Here is a 16201-nt window from a genome sequence, read left to right as displayed (position 1 = left end):
GACAAATCGGAACAAGGACAGGCCACGATCACCGAGGCCGTCAGTCAGAATCAGGGTCACCGCCAGGCCGCCACTCCCATTATCGCCGATCGGATTAACCGGCATAACCATTATCAACGTCAGGATTTCAAAACGGAACGTACTCTAACCGCATCTTCGAGTACGTTCCGTCGAGAAAATACAACCGAACGTACTCCAGCCGGTGCCTACGGGTACGGTTTGTCGTCAATAGAAAACGGACCGTACCCGAAACAGTCGCTTCGAGTACGGTCCGTTGTTTTCTGCTGTCAGACCAGCCCGGTCAGCCTAGCCGACCGCCAGCCCCCGCTAGTCGCCGGAGGTGCCGCCGGAGCTGTTGCCGCTGCCGGAGCCGTTGTTGCCGCTGGAGTTGCCGTTCCCGTCGTCGTTCCCGTCGTCGGTGCCGTTGTCGTCGCCGTTGCCGTTGTCGGGCGCCTTGGCGGTCACGGTGATCGCGCTGCCCTTGTCGGCCTGCGTGCCGGCGGTCGGCGTCTGCGTTTCGATGATCGCGTCGTCGGTGCTGTCGCCCTTGATGGTGAGGGTGAAGCTGTCGCCGACCTGCGTCTTGGCCTGGCTGAGCGTGAGCCCGACGAGGCTCGGCACAGTGACCTTCGGCTTGCCGGTGGAGACGTACACGTAGATCTTGGAGCCCTGCTCGACCAACTCGCCGGAGCCGGGGTCGGTGCGCGTGACCATGCCCTTCTCCACCGTGTCGGACTCCTCCTGCTGCGTGATGGGCAGGAAGCCCATCTGGCTGAGCGTGTTCAGCACCGAGTCCTGCGACTGGCCGGCCAGTCCGTCCGGCACCTTGGTCAGGCCGGACGAGATGTACAGCGTGATGAGCGTGCCCTTCGTGGAGTACGTGCCGGCCTCGGGGTCGGTGCTCACCACATAGTCCTTCTGGATCTTCGCGCTGTCGGCGGTCTTCGTGCTCGCCGACACCTTGAATCCGGCGTCCTCCAGCTTCGCGCGCGCGTCCTCCTGCGACATGTCGCTCACGTCGGGCACCTGCACGGACTTCGGCCCGACCGAGAACCAGACCTTCACCGTGGAGCCCTTTTCGGCCTGTGCGCCGCCCTTCGGCGACTGCTTGGTGAACGTGCCCGCGGGCTCGCCCGAATCGGTGTCCTTCATCTCCTGGAACTCGAATCCGGCGGCCGTGACCTTCTCCTTGGCCTGCGCTTTCGTCATCGAGACGGTGATGGTCGGCACGGTGCCCATTTCGGTGGTCGCGCCTCGGCTCATCATGAAGATCACGCCGATGATCGCGGCCAGCAGCACCACGCCGGCGACGATCGACGAGATGATGATCGTCTTCTTGCGCTTCTGCTTGGCCGCCTCGGCTCGCTGGGCCGCGCGCGAACGCAGCGCGTCGCCGTTCGGCTGGGCGGGCGGCACCATTTCGAACTGTCCGGTGGCCGGATTGTACGCGGCGGTGGGCTGCGTGGGCGCGACCGGCTGCATGGGCACGGTTTCGCCGCCGTCTCCCTGCTGTTCGGCCTGCTTGCGGGCCTTCGCGTTCGCCAGGTCGGTGAGCGGATTGAACGCGGCGGCGACCGGCATGCCGCCGTTCATGAACGTGAGGATGTCGTTCTTGAACTCGGCGGCCGTGGCGTACCGGTTCTGCCGGTCCTTGGCCATCGCCTTCGCGCAGATCGAGTCCCACATGCGCGGCAGTCCGGGCACGAGCGCGCTCGGCGGCGTCGCCACTTCGGAGACGTGCTGGTAGGCGATCGCCACCGCGGAGTCGCCGGTGAACGGCGGACGGCCGGTGAGCATCTCGTACAGCACGCAGCCTGCCGAATACAGGTCGGAGCGCATGTCGACGGTCTCGCCGCGCGCCTGCTCAGGGCTCAGGTACTGCGCGGTGCCGACGACGCCCTGCGATTGGGTCATCGTCGCCGCGGAGTCGTCGAGTGCGCGGGCGATGCCGAAGTCCATGACCTTGACGACGCCCTGCTCGGAGATCATGATGTTGCCGGGCTTGATGTCGCGGTGGATGATCCCCATGTGATGCGAGTACTCGAGCGCGTTGAGCACGCCGAGCATCACCTGTTCGGCGTCGCGCTGGCTGAGCGGCCCGTTCGCCTTGATGACGTCGCGCAGCGTCTGGCCCTTGACGAACTCCATGACCAGGTACGGCAGGCGTTCGGTGGTGCCGTCGTCGTTGGTGACGGTCTCCTCGCCGGAATCGTAGATGTTGACGATGTTGGGGTTGTTCATCTGTGCGACGGAGTGCGCTTCACGGCGGAAGCGCGTCAGGAAGATCTTGTCGTTGGCCAGGTCGGCGCGCATGATCTTGATGGCGACCGTGCGGCCGAGTCGCGTGTCCAGCGCCACGTGCACTTCGGCCATGCCTCCGCGGCCCACGAGCTGCCCGAGCTGGTACCGGCCGTTCGCCAGTGATGCTGGCATGTTGGTGCTCATAGCTGTTCCTCTCGACTCTTCAGGTTCATGTTCACGTTCAGGTTCATGTTCAGGTCAGGGCTGTCCGCCGCCGGCTGCGCGATGGTCTGCGCGGTGGCAGTGCCGTTACCGGCGACGCCGTTACGGATGATGCTGTCCAGATCGACGTTGCCCAAGGTGACGCTGCTGAGGTCACCGTTGCCGACGCTGTTGCCGAGTCCGGCGTTGCCGACGCCGACGTTGCTGCCAAGTCCGTCGCCAAGTCCGTCGCCGAGGATGCCGGTACCCGCGCCGGTTGCGGCGACGTCCGTCGCACCGAAACCGGCAGCCGTTCCCGCGGCGGTCGTGCCGAAGCCGCCCTCGACCGCCGCCGTGGCCGGCGTCGTAGCCGGCGTGGGTACCGCCGCGGCAGCCGCCGTACCGGTCGCGCCCGCGCGGTGCCGCGCCCGTCGCCCGGACGACAGCAGCGTCGCCGGGTGCGGCGTGCTCGCCACGCGCCTCGGCATACGGTGGTTCGGATTGATGCCCATCATGGTTTCGTCCATCTGCGCGGTCTCCTGGTCGAGCAGCCGCCGTTCGATCTTGGCGAGCGTGCGCGAGACCGTGAGCGCGTCCTTCGGACGGTCGCGCGGGTCCTTCTCGAGCATCGACATGACGAACTGACGCAGCTGCAGGTCGATGTCGTCGGGCAGCGGCGGCACCGGGTCGTTGACGTGCGCGGCGGCGATGTCGACCGGCGTGGTGCCGGTGAACGGCCGGTGCCCGCACAGGCCCTCGTACGCGACCACGCCGAGCGAATAGATGTCGGACTGCGGCGTCGCCTGCTTGCCCTGCGCCTGCTCGGGGGAGATGTACTGCGCGGTGCCGACGACCATGCCGTCCTGCGTGATCTGCTCCTGGTTGGTGGAGTAGCTGACGCCGAAATCGGTGATCTTCACCTCGCCGGTGGTCGACACCATGATGTTCGCCGGCTTGACGTCGCGGTGGATCACCCCGTGGCTGTGCGCGACGAACAGGCCGCGCGCCACCTGGATGAGGATCGGCAGCAGCTCGGTCGCCGGCAGCGTGCGCCGCTTGCGGTAGATGTCGGCCAGCGACTCGCTCGGCACGTATTCCATGATGAGGAAGCCGATGTTGTCGTGCTCGTAGTATTCGAACAGCGCGGCGATGTTGGGGTGCGCGAGGTTCGCGGAGTTGTGCGCCTCGGCGCGCAGCCGCTGCAGCTTGGACTCCATGTTGGGCTGGTCGTCGCGCAGCGCCTTGATGGCGACCGGGCGGCCGAGCTGGATGTCGTAGCCTTTCCAGACCTCGCCCATGCCGCCCTGCGCCAGCCTGCGGTCCAGACGGTAACGACGGTGGATGAGTTGTCCTTCGACGAGTTTCATTGTTTCAGGGCCTCCTCCATCAGTGCTTTCGCGATAGGTCCGGCCGCCTCTACACCGAACTGATTGACATTATGGATAACCACGGAGACCGCGTACTTGGGGTTGTCTGCCGGGGCGAAGCCCATGACCCACGCGTCGTTCGTCTGGTTGGACGAGCCGATCTGCGCGGTTCCGGTCTTCGCCGCCACCTTGACGCCGCTGATCTGCAGCGTCGGCGCGTCCTTCTCGACCACCGACTGCATCATCTGGTTGAGCTTGCCGGCGGTGTCCGCGCTGAACGCGGTGGACATGACCTCCGGCGTCGTCTCGGACAGGGTGCTCAGGTCGCTGGCGCGCACGCGGTCGACGAGCGTGGGCTTCATGAGCTTGCCGTCGTTGGCGATGGCGGAGGCGATCATCGCGTTCTCGAGCGGCGTGGAGAGCACGTCGCCCTGGCCGATGGAGGCGAGCGCGAGACGGTCGTCGGTGAGCGTGTCCGGGAACTTCGACGCGACGGACTTCAGCGGGCGGCCGGACGATGCCGTGCCGTCGATGGTGACGGAGCTGCCGTATCCGAGTTTCTTCGCCTGTTCGGCGACCTTGTCCTGGCCGAGCGAGACGCCGAGCTGGGCGAACGCCGTGTTGGACGAGTAGGTGAGCGCGTCCTGCAGGCTGATCTGGCCGTTGGTGCCGGCCGCCGCGCTGGTCGTGTTCGTCAGGCTGGTGGCGGTGCCGGGCAGCGTGTAACTGGCGCCGGCGGGGATCTGCGTGGACGTGTCGTACTTGCCGGTCTCCAGCGCGGCCGCGGCGACGACCGTCTTGAACGTGGATCCCGGCGGGTAGAGCTGCGAGGTGGCGCGGTTGACCATCGCGCTGTTCGCGCCGGCCGACAGTTTCGCGTAGTTCGCGTTCGCGGCTTTCGTGTCGTGCGTGGCGAGCGCGTTCGGATCGTAGCTGGGCGTGCTCGCGAGCGTGAGGATGCGGCCGGTCTTCACTTCGATGACCACGGCCGCGCCGTCCTTGCCGTTCAGCTGCTGGTAGGCGAGCGTCTGCAGCTTCGAGCTGATGGACGTCTCGACCGAGGCGCCCTTGTTTTCGACGCCGGTGAACAGCGCCTTGAGCTGGTCCCAGAACAGGGCGTCGGCCTTGCCGCTGAGCAGTTTGCTGCGTGACGATTCGACGCCGCCGTCCGCGCGGTGGGTGATGGAGAAGTAGCCGGTGACGGGCGCGTAGACCGGTCCGTTCGTGTAGGAACGCTGGTATGAGAACGCGTCGTTCGTGGGGGAGGACTGCGCGAGGATCGTGCCGTCGGAGGCGAGGATGGAGCCGCGAGGGGCGCCGAACTCCTGGTAGAGCGCGCGCGTGTTGCGTGAGTCGGCGCTCAGCGAGTTCGCCTGCACGGCGGTGATGATCGTCGTGGAGAAGCCGAGTATCACGAACAGGACGATCACCGCGGTGAACAGCTGCCGTAGATACTTGTTCATCGGGCACCTCCTGTCGGGTTCGGGTTCGGGTACTGCTGCGGCGGGCGGGGAACGGGCATGGGCTGCACGGCCTGCGTTGCGATGGCGTCGGACGTGGCCGGGTACGTCGCCTGCGGGATCGCCGGGATCGGCGGCAGCGGCGGAATCGCCGGCTCCGTGGCCGCGGTGTTGACTGTGCCGCCGGTGACGTTGTCGCCTGCCTCGCCGGTCGTCGCGCTGTCTGCCGCACCACCCGCGGACTGGTCGGCGGTCCAGCCGTCCGTGGCCGCGTCGTCGTCGAAGAAACCGTCGAACGCGTCCGGCTGACCGGCAGCGCCGCCGTCTTGCGCAAGACCACCCTGCACAATCGCCTCGGTCGGCATGTCGTTCGGCTGCGCGCCGGAATGCTGCGCGTGACGCGGCTCGGCGTGGGCGGCGCGACGCTCCTCGCGCTCCTCCTGCGCCTCACGCTGCGCACGCTCCTGCAGCTCGCGGTCACGCAGCACGGCCAACGCCTCGTACTGGAACGTGTCGGACAGCGTATCCGGCTCCGGACGGTTCGCGGCATGCGAGATGACCATGAGCAGCGCGGCGAGCACATAGTTCGCGATCAGCGACGAACCGCCGGCCGCCATGTACGGCATGGTCATGCCGGTGAGCGGAATCACCAGCGTGGTGCCGCCGACCACGGTGAACACCTGGAACGCCATCGTGAAGACGAGACCCGAGGCGAGCAGCTTGCCGAAGCCGTCCTTGATCTTCATCGCCGTGATGAACCCGGACGCGATGATGATCAGATACAGCACGAGCACGGCCAGCAGGCCGGTCAGACCCAGCTCCTCGCCCACGGACGTGTAGATGAAGTCGGAGTTCGCGAACGTCGTCAGCGACGGCTGGCCCTGACCCAGGCCGGTGCCGGTCATGCCGCCTGCCGCAAGGCCGAAGATGCCCGTGACCAGCTGCCACGAGCCGCCCACGCGGTTGTACTCGTAGTCGCTGAACGGATGCAGCCAGGCGTCCACGCGCTGGCCCACATGCGAGAACATGCCGGCAGCCAGCACCGCGCCCACGGCGAACGCGACGAAGCCGATGAGCAGCCAGCTCGCACGGCCGGTCGCCGCATACAGCATCGCGACGAACATGGCGAAGAACATGAGCGAGGTGCCCAGGTCGCGCTGCATGATGAGCACGCCCATGCACACCACCCACACGAGGATGATCGGACCGAGGTCCTTGATGCGCGGCAGCTGCAGGCCCAGCACCTTGCGGCCGCCCACGGCCAGCTGGTCGCGGTGGTCGAACAGGTACGCGGCGAAGAAGAACGCGAGGAACAGCTTCGCGAACTCGGCCGGCTGCAGCTGGTAACGGCCTATACCGATCCAGATCTTCGCGCCGTTGATGCTGCGGCCCAGCCCCGGAACCATCGGGGAGAGCAGCAGCGCCAGGCCGATCACCATGTTCACGTAGCCGTAGCGTCGCAGCAGACGATAGTCACGCAGCACCGCCACCAGCAGACAGCACAGCACCAGCGCCACGCACAGCCAGATCAGCTGGCGTGTGCCGACAGCCGTCTTCATCGGCTTGTCGATACGCGCGATCATCACCACGCCGATGGCGGTGAGCAGCAGCACGCATGGCAGGATCGCTTGGCTTGCGTACTGCTTGAACTTGAGCAGCAGGCCCCACAGGACCAGGAACAGCGCGGCCACCACGGCGAGCATCCCGATGTAGTTGCTGGGGAAGCTGCCGTAGACGCGCAGGAACATCTGGTAGAACGCGCCCACGCTGATGAGCATCGCCAGCAGCAGCAGCGAGGCCTGACGGAGACGGACGAGGATCATTGGGCGTCACCGCCGTTCGCGCCGGAGCCGGACGGCGTGGTGGTTTGGCTGTCGGATGAGTTATTCGTGTTGCTGTCGGTCGAGCTGCCGGACGTTCCGCTGTTGCCGGACGTCGAGCTGCCGGACGTTGACTTGTCTGTCGTCGAGCTGCCGCTCGTGTCGCCGTCGTCGGTCGTTTCGGACTTCTCGTTGAAGTTGTTCTTCTCCTGACGGATTGTCTCGATGTGGCTGACGGCATCGTCGTAGTCGTTGAACGTGATGCCCTCCTGCAGCGGCTCGCGCCACGACTGCGGCAGGCTCGAGATCGCGATGTCGGTACGCTTCACCTCATGCGACAGCCGCAGTCCGAACACGTTCGTGTTCACGCCTTGGAACACGGCGACCATGCCGTCCGAGTCGCCCAGATAATACTTCGTCTGGCTCCAGCGGTACGCGCCGAACACGCCGCCGGCGACCACCAGCAGGCCGACCAGCACCGAGATGACGGTGACGATGCGGCGGCGGCGACCGCGCTTGCGGGTCTTCTTGCGTTCCGCCTGCTGCTCGTGGTGGATGGCCTTCGCGACCTCGGGGTCGTTCGGATCGTCGGTGACGTGGCCGTCGCGCTTCTGCACGACCGGGATCTCGCCGGTGTCCGGGTTCGCGCGCTCGCCGTTCTCCTCGCGCACGGACGACGGCTGGGCGACGCGCGGCGCGGACGGCTGCTTGGCCGCCTGGTTCTGGATGAGCGCGGCCGCACGCTGGGCGGGGGAGTTCACGTCCCGCAGCATCGGCGCGGTGGCGACCGGCTCGTTGATGATGTCGGCGATCGGCTCGAGGCTCGCGCTGGCCGCGCCCGCCACGAGCGGGGTCTGATGCGGCAGGTCGAAGGCGTTCGCGTCGAGCGCGAGCGTGGCGTCGGCCACGACGGCGGTGACGTTATCGGTGCTGCCGGCCTTGAGCGCCATGGAGACGAGCTGCTGGGCGCACTCCTCCTGATCGGAGTAGGCGCTGAGCGTGCGGGCGATCGTGGAGTCCTCGAGCACGCCGCACAGGCCGTCGGAGCACAGCATCCACCGGTCGGTCGGGTGGGCGGCGCGGATCGCGATGTCCGGGTGCGGGTCGATGTCGAAGTCGCCGAGCACACGCATGACCACGTTGCGCTGCGGATGGTTGCGCGCCTCCGCCTCGCTGATGCGGCCCGTGTCGATGAGATGCTGCACGTAGCTGTGGTCCTGCGTCATGCGCGTGAGGCGGCCGTCGCGCAGCAGGTAGGCGCGCGAGTCGCCGATGTGCGCGAGCACCCAGTATCCGGCGACGAGCGCGACCGCGGTGACCGTCGTGCCCATGCCGGCAAGCTTGCGTTCGTGCTTGGCCTTGCCCACGATCGCGTCGTGCGCGGCCATCACGGAGGTCTCCATCATCGTGGCGACCGTGCTGACGTCCCCGTTGACGTCATCATGCTCGATGTGCGCGAGCGAGCGGATCGCGATGGTCGACGCGGTGTCGCCGCCGGCATGGCCGCCCATGCCGTCGCAGATGGCGATCAGATGCTCGCCGGCGAAGGATGAATCCTGGTTGTTGGCACGCACGGTGCCGACGTCGGAAACCGTGGTGGAGTACAGGAACAACGTCTGTGAAGCAGCGGAATTCGGCATAGGCTGTTCACCTCAATTCGAAGGTGGTCGCGCCGATGCGCACCGGGACGCGCGGGGGCAGAATCATCGGCATCTTCAACCGTTGCTGGTTGACGATGGTGCCGTTCGTGCTGCCCAGATCCTCGATGGCCCACTGGCCGGAGGCAGGGTCCTGGTAGACGCGGGCGTGGTGGGAGGAGACGAACTCGTCGTCCAGCACCACGGTGTTGGACGCGGCGCGTCCCACAGTGATGGATTCGCCGTTCAGCGGCACGGATGCGCCGGCCTTCGGCCCGTCGATGAGCACCAGCAGCGTGGGCGCGCCCGGACGGGCGGACTGCTGCGGGCGCGACGTGCGCGGCGCCTGCGCGGGGGTGCCGCTGCGGCGTGCGGCGGCAGGCTGCTGGCCGGTGTCGGCGTTCTTCATGGCGCGTTTGTCACGGCGGCGTCGCGCGCGCGACGGCTGCGGGCTGAACGTTTCGATGTCCTTGCGCAGCGACCGTACCGCAAGCCAGACAAAGACCCACAAGAGGATCAGGAACCCGTACTTGAGGATCGCAAATGTCAGTTCGGTGATCATACGAAAAATCGACTCCTGGCTCGGGGTCACTCCTGCTCTTGCGAGGAAGCCCAGAACAGGATGCGCGTGCGGCCGATCGTGATCGTGTTGCCGTCCAGCAGCGTGGCCGCGGGCACCTGATGACCCTCGACGTACGTGCCGTTGGTGGAGCCGAGGTCGCGCGCGATGACGCCGTTCGGCGTCAGGTCGATCTCCAGATGCTTGCGCGAGATGCCCGGATCGTCGATCACGATGTCGCAGCCGGAGCCGCGGCCGATGACCGTCTTCTCCTTGGTGAGCAGGTACTGGCTGTCGTTGACCTCGAGCATCGGATGGTCCTCCGCCTGCGCGACGGTCTGCACGGGCGCCACGTTGCCCTGCACCGACTCCGAGGACAGGTGGAAGCTGCCCTTCGGCAGTTCCAGATCCTCCTCGAAGATGACCATCACCGGGCCGACGAACGCGTAATGCTGGCTCTTCGCGTACTGGGTGAGGTTGTCGGCGAGCTCATTGGCGAGCACCTCGCTGCCCCACTGCTCGATGCGGTCGAAGTCGGCGGTGCTCAGCTTGAACCGGTATTCGTTCGGGGCTACCGTGCGGTCACGGCCGACCGGCATGGCTTCATTGTCGATCTCACGCTCAAGGGCGCTGGAAAGGTCGACGGGCTTGAGGTCTTTGGAGCCGAACTTGGAAAAGACTCCGTTGACCGCGCCTTCTACACTTTTCTCAAAACGGTCGAGAACGCTCATGGTGATCCCTTTCTATATCCTCACCTATCCTATACGTCAGTGGGGAAGTGACGCGGGAAAACGGGCGTTTTCGCGTGTATGGGCGCAAAAAAATCACGACTCGGCGGAGTTTTTGGCGTATGCGTGCGCGTTTTCGCGGGCCGTGTGGGGATGCGCGGGTGTGGGGTGCGTGCGGGGATGCAGTTCACTTCGAGAGGCCGAGTCCGAATGATTCCCGCTTCCGCTGGCGGGAGCTGTCTGAGCGATAGCGAAGACTGAGGGTGGTCGCCGCAGGCCGCCCCTATTCGCAGGACGCTGCCGTTGCCGTCCGTCCCGCTTCCCTCGGCCCCCTCGGTGGAGGGGGCTGTCAGCGCAGCTGACGGGGGGAGCGCCGCCCGCGACGGCATCGGGCCCGGTGACAGCGGGACACGGGGATTGCACGTCTCCCGTGTCCCGTAACGACAAAATCACCCGTAATGTCGTTGCGGGACGTCCCGTAACGACAAAATCGCCGTTTTTGCGTTTACGGGACCGCGTCCCGTGTCTGCGCTGCTGATTCCGCTTCCGTGCCGGTATCGGTGCAGCGCTGGGAAACGGCCATTTTTCAACGATTTGGTGATGTCGTCGGCGTGGTGCATCTGTGTGCTGGATGTCCCATAAGTGCAAATTCGCTTGTTTTGTCGTTGCGGGACGTCCCATAACGACGAAATCCCCCGTTTTGTCGTTGCGGGACGTCCCATAACGACAAAACGGCATCTCCTGCACTTACGGGACGCAGTCGGCATCGAATCCCCCGCATCCCGGCCCCGTCCCCGATCGCCGGCGCCACGACATCCCCCCGTCCGCCGCACCGCAATACCGGCCGCCGTACGCGACAGGCCAGTTCGCCGGTCAAGATCTTCAACTCCGGCGGTCGGCGTGTCACCGGCTGCCGGCGACGCTTTGCCGGACGCCTCTTGCGTCACGCTGCCCGCCCTTGCATGGTGACGCGGGTATGAAACCCCAGTGTTTGCACGGGTTTGAATGGTGCATCACTCTGTGTACCCGAGCAGAGTGACGTGAGAGACATCGGTGCATATGACACGATGCTCCCGCCAGAAGCCGGACACGGGAATCGTCGGCCATGCCGGGCATCGCCATCGTAGTCGCCGGTCGGAGTTCAGCTCGCAGGCTCCGGGCATTGGTCCGTTTCCGCCCTTTAAAACGGGTCAACTCCCGGAGTCCGGACATGGGACTCCGGCGAATGACCTATTCTGGACCGTCAAAACGGGCCTACCCTCGGAGTCCAGCCGGCGGACTCCGGGTTTTCTCCCATATCGGCCCTCTGAAATGGGAGAAAACCCGGATTTAGCGGTGTACCGGACTCCGCTTTCGGCCATGCCCGCCGAATGGGAGCCCGGGCGGTTACGGTGATGGTATGAGTACCTCCGATGAAACCATCCGCCCGGCGCAGTCCGCCACCGAATCTGCCGAGCCCGGCGCAGCGCTCTCTGCCGCTGCAGCAGCCGGCGCCGCGCCTGCTACGCACGCCGCCGAATCTACGACGCTCGCAGCGCCAAAGACCGCCATCCCCACGCGCACAACGTCGTCCGTCAGGTCCGCTGCCGCAGTGTCTGACATTGCCGCCGGAACTTCCTCAACTCCTTATGCCGCCGTAACGTCCGGCGCCGCCGAATCCGCGGGATCCGCAGCGCCAAAGACCGTCATCCCCACGCGTGCAACGTCGTCCGCTGACCCTGCGTCCGCCGCGACTTCCGCGACTCCATCTGCCGCGGCGCACGCTGCCGGCTCCCCCGCACCCGAATCCGCCGCGATCCGCGACTTCCCACGTCGCAAGGCTCGCACCCTGCGATTCACGTCCGGCGCGCCCCGCTCTGCGCAGGTCGTCGGCGACGGCTCGCGTGCGCTGTTCCTGCGCTCCGACGGCCCCGAGGATCTGGTCACGTCGCTGTGGATGAACGTCATCGATCCGAACGGCGACGCGCGCGAGATCCTGCTCGCCGACCCACGCCAGCTGCTCGCCGACGCCGACAGCGAGGACGTACCAGCCGAGGAGCGAGCCCGCCGCGAGCGTGCGCGCGAAGGCGGCGCCGGCATCGTCGCGTACTCCGTCGACGCCGCCGGCGGACGTGTCACGTTCACCATCAACGGCCAGCTGTTCCTCACCGAGATCCTGCGCGACGGCGCCCCGCTGGAGTCGTACGCGGCCGCCGGTTCGCCGGCAACCGTCAGCAGCGTCAGCCTCGCCGGTGCCGCTGCGGACGCCGGCGAACATGGGACCGCCGGTTCCGCCGACATCGTCGCGGCAGGCGGAGCGTCTGCTGTCGCCGACACTGCCGTCGTCGCGTCCGCTGTTGCCGAACGTGAGGATGTCGCCGACGCCGACGCTGTCGATTCGATCGCTGCGCCGGCTGCCGATGAGACCGAGCCTACGGACCGCGACTTTGCGGCCGAAACCGTCCGCTGGTCCGCGCGTACACGGCGTCTCGCCGCCGACGACCTTGCCGATGACACTGCCGACGACCTTGACGAGACTGCTGATTCCGACTTCGACCGCTCCGCTGGCCCTGACCGCGCCGCCGAGCCGCACGACAGCGAGCTCACGCCAGTGCTGAACCCGCGCATCTCGCCGGACGGCCGCCACGTGGCCTACACGACCGGCGAACATCTGATTCTGGTCGACATCGCCGAACAGTGGCCGGGAACGCAGTCGGACGGCGAGGCTGATTCGGCTGCTGCCGTGCGCGTGCCGTCGGCATCCGCCGAACCGATTGCCGACGTCACCCCCGCCAATGTCGTCCCGTCCCCCGCCCACGCACCCCGCCACGCCCACCGTTGCGGCGCCGACGAGGCCGTCGCGTCCGCCCACGACCCGACCGCCGACCGGACCACCACGCTGTGGAGCGTGTACCCGAACGACGAGGGCGGCGAGAACACGTGGCGCATCGGCCTCGCCGAATTCGTGGCAGGCGAGGAGATGGACCGGTACGACGGCTTCTGGTGGTCGCCGGACTCCGACGCGCTGATCTTCGAGACGTTCGACGCCTCGCCCGAGCCGGTCTGGTACATCAGCGACCCGGCGAACCCGCAGCAGCCGGCGTCCGCGCGCCGCTACGCCCGCGCGTTGACGCGTAACGCCGACGTGCGGCTCACGCTGGCCGAGCTCACGTTCGACGAGCACGGCCGGTACGCGGGGCTCGGCATGCAGCAGATCGCGTGGGACCGCAAGGCGTACGAGTACGTCGCCGCCGTGCGCTGGTCGCGCGGCCACGACCCGCTGCTGCTCGTGCAGAACCGTCGGCAGACGCGCGATCAGGTGCTGCGCGTGGTCACCGCGCGGCCTGGCTCGGCGGCGGTCGGCGGCGCCTCGTCCGCGCGGCCGCGTCCGGTCGGCTCGACCGTGGTACTGGCCGAGCATGCGAACGACCAGTGGCTCGACCTGATCGCCGGCACGCCCGCCTACACGCCCGACGGCCGGCTGGTCTGCGCGCTCAACGACATGGCCGCAGACACGAACCGGCTGACCGTGGACGGCCGCCCGTTCACGCCGTCCGGCTGGCAGGTGCGCGAGGTGCTCGACGTCACCGACAGCGACGTGCTCGCCGTGGTGCAGCGCACGCCTGAACTGGATGGTCTCACGGATGGTCTCGATATGTGGGACGCGGTCGCCGAGCACGACGCGCGCAGCTTCGACGTGGTCAGCTTCGACTTCGACGGCAATCCAACGCCCGTGACCGTACGGCCCGGCGTGTGGACGGCCAGCCGCGCCGGCGATGGTCTGGTGATATCCGGCCGCGACATGACTGCAGCCGGCGTGACGATGACGCATTCGTTCACGCTGGGCGCGGGCGCAGGCTGCGCTGATGGCGTTGGTGCTGCGGAGCGAGCCGGAGACGATCCTCGTGCGGCTGCCGGCGCAGCTGTCGCCGGCGCTGTGGACGGCGCAGATTTGCCGCATGACGGTGGCGTTGCCGTTGCCGGTGCGGCTGGCGGCTCGCCGGCCGGTTCGCCGGCGACTGGCGCGGCAGCTGGCGACGGTAGCGTGGATGGCATCGGTGCGCCGGCGGTTGACGCCGCTGCCGGTTCTGCCAGCGAGACGGCGGCTGCCGATGTGATAGCCGTCGCGTCCGCCGCGGTCGCCGGCGACGGTCAGGCGGCTACCGGTTCGCGGACCGTGGGTTACGCTGCCGGGGATGACGGTTGTGCCGACGTTGCCGGGGGTGACGGTTCTGCTGGCGTCGCAGGCGCGCGGTCTGTCGGCGTTCCGGACGATGCCGATGCCGCGGCCCCCGCGCTGACCGTCGTCGCGACACCGATCGCCAACCACGCCGCCGAGCCCGGATTCACGCCGAACGTGACGTTCACGCGACTCGGCGAGCGGCGGCTGTACACGGCGATCGTCGCGCCGAGCGAATCCAGCCCGTACGCGCACGCCGACCGGCTGCCGGTGCTGCTCAAGCCGTACGGCGGCCCCGGCCACCAGCAGGTCGTGTTCAGCCAGAGCTACTACTGGGACGCGCAGTGGTGGGCCGACCAGGGATTCCTCGTCGTCATCGCGGACGGCCGTGGCACCACCGGGCGTGGGCTGGCGTGGGACCGTGAGATCTTCGAGCATATGAAGGACGTGACGCTTGCCGATCAGGTCGACGCCGTGCGCGCGCTGCCCGATGCGGTCGCGCAGCTCAACACGGCGCGAGGTTGCGAGGTCTCGTGCTCCTGTGCCGTGGGTGCGGCGGGTGCTGCGGACGCGGATGGCGCTGTGGGCGCGGATGGCCGGGCCGCGGATGGCGCCGCTGGTGCGGATTCTTCTCGCTCCCGCTGGCGGGAGCTGGCGGCGGAGCCGGCTGAGGGTGGTTGTGACGCCAGTTCCGCTCAGTCCCGTTCGCAGGAGCCGTTGACCGCACCGGCTGAGGGTGGCTGTGCGGCCGGTGGTGATGCCGGTCATGCCGGTGTCGGCGCTGATGCGGCGTCTGCCGGTGACGCCGATTCCTCTCGCTCCCGCTGGCGGGAGCTGCCGGCTGAGCCGGCTGAGGGTGGTCATGCGGTCGGCCTGGCAACGCGCCTCGCGCCGATCCCCGCGCCGGACCTCGACAAGGTGTGCATGATCGGCTGGTCGTATGGCGGGTTCCTGTCGGCGCTCGCCGTGCTCGACGCGCCCGATGTGGTCAAGGCCGCGTGCGCCGGCGCCCCGCCGACCGACTGGACGCTCTACGACACGCATTACACCGAACGGTATCTGGGCCTCGATCCGGCGGTCTACGAGCGCAACTCGATCATCGCCGACGCGCCGAAGCTGACCCGTCCGCTCATGCTGATCCACGGGTTCGCCGACGACAACGTGACCATCGCACACAGCCTGCGGCTCTCGCAGGCGCTCATGGCCGCGGGGCGCCCGCACACGTTCCTGCCGCTCACGGGCATCACGCACATGACCAACGACGAGACCGTCGCCGAGAACCTGCTGATCCTCCAGCGCGACTTCCTGCGCGACGCCCTCGACCTGTGACAGACTCCTGCCGGTCACAGACTCCCGGGTTTCTCCCATTTCTGCAGGCCGGGATGGGAGAATTCCGGGAGTTTGGATATTCTACTCCCGTCTTTCTCCCATCTGCGTCCATCCGGATGGGAGGAATCTAGGAGTCTGACGGTGCTACTCCGGGTTTTCTCCCATTGTGGTCAGCCCAGGTGGGAGGGATCCGGGAGTCTGGGGCCATAACTCCGGTTTTTCTCCCATTTGCATCTAGCCGGATGGGAGGAATCTAGGAGTCTGGCGGTGCTACTCCGGGTTTTCTCCCACATGAGCGGGCGCAGATGGGAGAAGATGGGGAGTCCAAAATCGTGACTCCGGGTTTTCTCCCACTTTGGCTGGTCCAGATGGGAGGGATCCGGGAGTCTGAGACCGTGACTCCCGTCTGCGCCCACTCGAATGGGAGAAAACCGGGAGTCCGGCACGGCCGGAGGAGGCCGCAGCGGTCTCCAACCACCCCTTTGGCGAGATGTGGGTGTTTTGTTTCGTGAAATGATTGGACCGTCCGAATGTGCGATTGCTCCAAAACGGCTTCATAGAGCCGTTTTTGCTATACCAGCACTCGAGCGTCTCCGCCAAAAACGCCAAACAAAACACCCACATCTCGGCCAACGGCCATCACAACCCCAATTTCCGGCCTCAAATCCGGCCGCCACCTCCCCGCAACCCCGTCGAACCC

General features: G+C 67.1%; 6 protein-coding genes and 5 pseudogenes. 4 read left to right on the top strand and 7 right to left on the bottom strand.

Features of this window, described 5'->3' with window-relative positions; genetic code table 11:
- Positions 1-327 precede the first annotated feature (327 nt).
- The 7 genes and pseudogenes from pknB to F7D09_RS10240 all read right to left on the bottom strand — a co-directional run bounded on the left by pknB (position 328) and on the right by F7D09_RS10240 (position 10016).
- Positions 328-2445 (bottom strand): Stk1 family PASTA domain-containing Ser/Thr kinase, encoded by a 2118-nt coding sequence (gene pknB / locus F7D09_RS10270; protein ID WP_152235396.1) that lies wholly within the window; start codon positions 2443-2445, stop codon positions 328-330.
- A 449-nt stretch (positions 2446-2894) separates the two neighbouring features.
- Positions 2895-3809, bottom strand: a pseudogene (locus F7D09_RS10265) (serine/threonine-protein kinase); the annotation flags it as partial.
- Positions 3806-5272, bottom strand: coding sequence for a peptidoglycan D,D-transpeptidase FtsI family protein (locus F7D09_RS10260; protein WP_152235395.1), 1467 nt, complete (start codon positions 5270-5272; stop codon positions 3806-3808). The gene F7D09_RS10260 and the pseudogene F7D09_RS10265, both read right to left, overlap by 4 nt.
- A complete protein-coding gene (locus tag F7D09_RS10255) occupies positions 5269-7092 on the bottom strand; it encodes an FtsW/RodA/SpoVE family cell cycle protein (RefSeq protein ID WP_152235394.1) in 1824 nt (607 codons plus the stop codon). The genes F7D09_RS10260 and F7D09_RS10255 overlap by 4 nt, the downstream gene beginning before the upstream one ends.
- Entirely contained in the window at positions 7089-8729 is a 1641-nt protein-coding gene (locus F7D09_RS10250; RefSeq protein ID WP_152235393.1) for a PP2C family protein-serine/threonine phosphatase, read from the bottom strand. The genes F7D09_RS10255 and F7D09_RS10250 overlap by 4 nt, the downstream gene beginning before the upstream one ends.
- 7 nt (positions 8730-8736) lie before the next feature.
- Complete coding sequence (locus tag F7D09_RS11800; RefSeq protein ID WP_452082089.1) at positions 8737-9288, bottom strand: FHA domain-containing protein FhaB/FipA; 552 nt, start codon at positions 9286-9288, stop codon at positions 8737-8739.
- Between the two features lie 26 nt (positions 9289-9314).
- Positions 9315-10016 (bottom strand): FhaA domain-containing protein, encoded by a 702-nt coding sequence (locus tag F7D09_RS10240; RefSeq protein WP_152235392.1) that lies wholly within the window; start codon positions 10014-10016, stop codon positions 9315-9317.
- A 1933-nt stretch (positions 10017-11949) separates the two neighbouring features.
- Between F7D09_RS10240 and F7D09_RS11780 the strand changes: the two are divergent.
- The 4 pseudogenes from F7D09_RS11780 to F7D09_RS11765 form a co-directional block, all read left to right on the top strand.
- Positions 11950-12168 (top strand): annotated as a pseudogene (locus tag F7D09_RS11780) (hypothetical protein); the annotation flags it as partial.
- A gap of 429 nt (positions 12169-12597) precedes the next feature.
- Positions 12598-13824: pseudogene (locus tag F7D09_RS11775) on the top strand (DPP IV N-terminal domain-containing protein); the annotation flags it as partial.
- A 486-nt stretch (positions 13825-14310) separates the two neighbouring features.
- Positions 14311-14694: pseudogene (locus tag F7D09_RS11770) on the top strand (prolyl oligopeptidase family serine peptidase); the annotation flags it as partial.
- A 372-nt stretch (positions 14695-15066) separates the two neighbouring features.
- Positions 15067-15501, top strand: a pseudogene (locus F7D09_RS11765) (alpha/beta hydrolase family protein); the annotation flags it as partial.
- Positions 15502-16201 lie beyond the last annotated feature (700 nt).

The sequence above is a fragment of the Bifidobacterium leontopitheci genome (genome assembly GCF_009193355.1).
GTDB classification, from domain to species: domain Bacteria; phylum Actinomycetota; class Actinomycetes; order Actinomycetales; family Bifidobacteriaceae; genus Bifidobacterium; species Bifidobacterium leontopitheci.
Note: the sequence above shows the minus strand (reverse complement) of the source record. Positions and strands in the feature narration are given on the sequence as shown.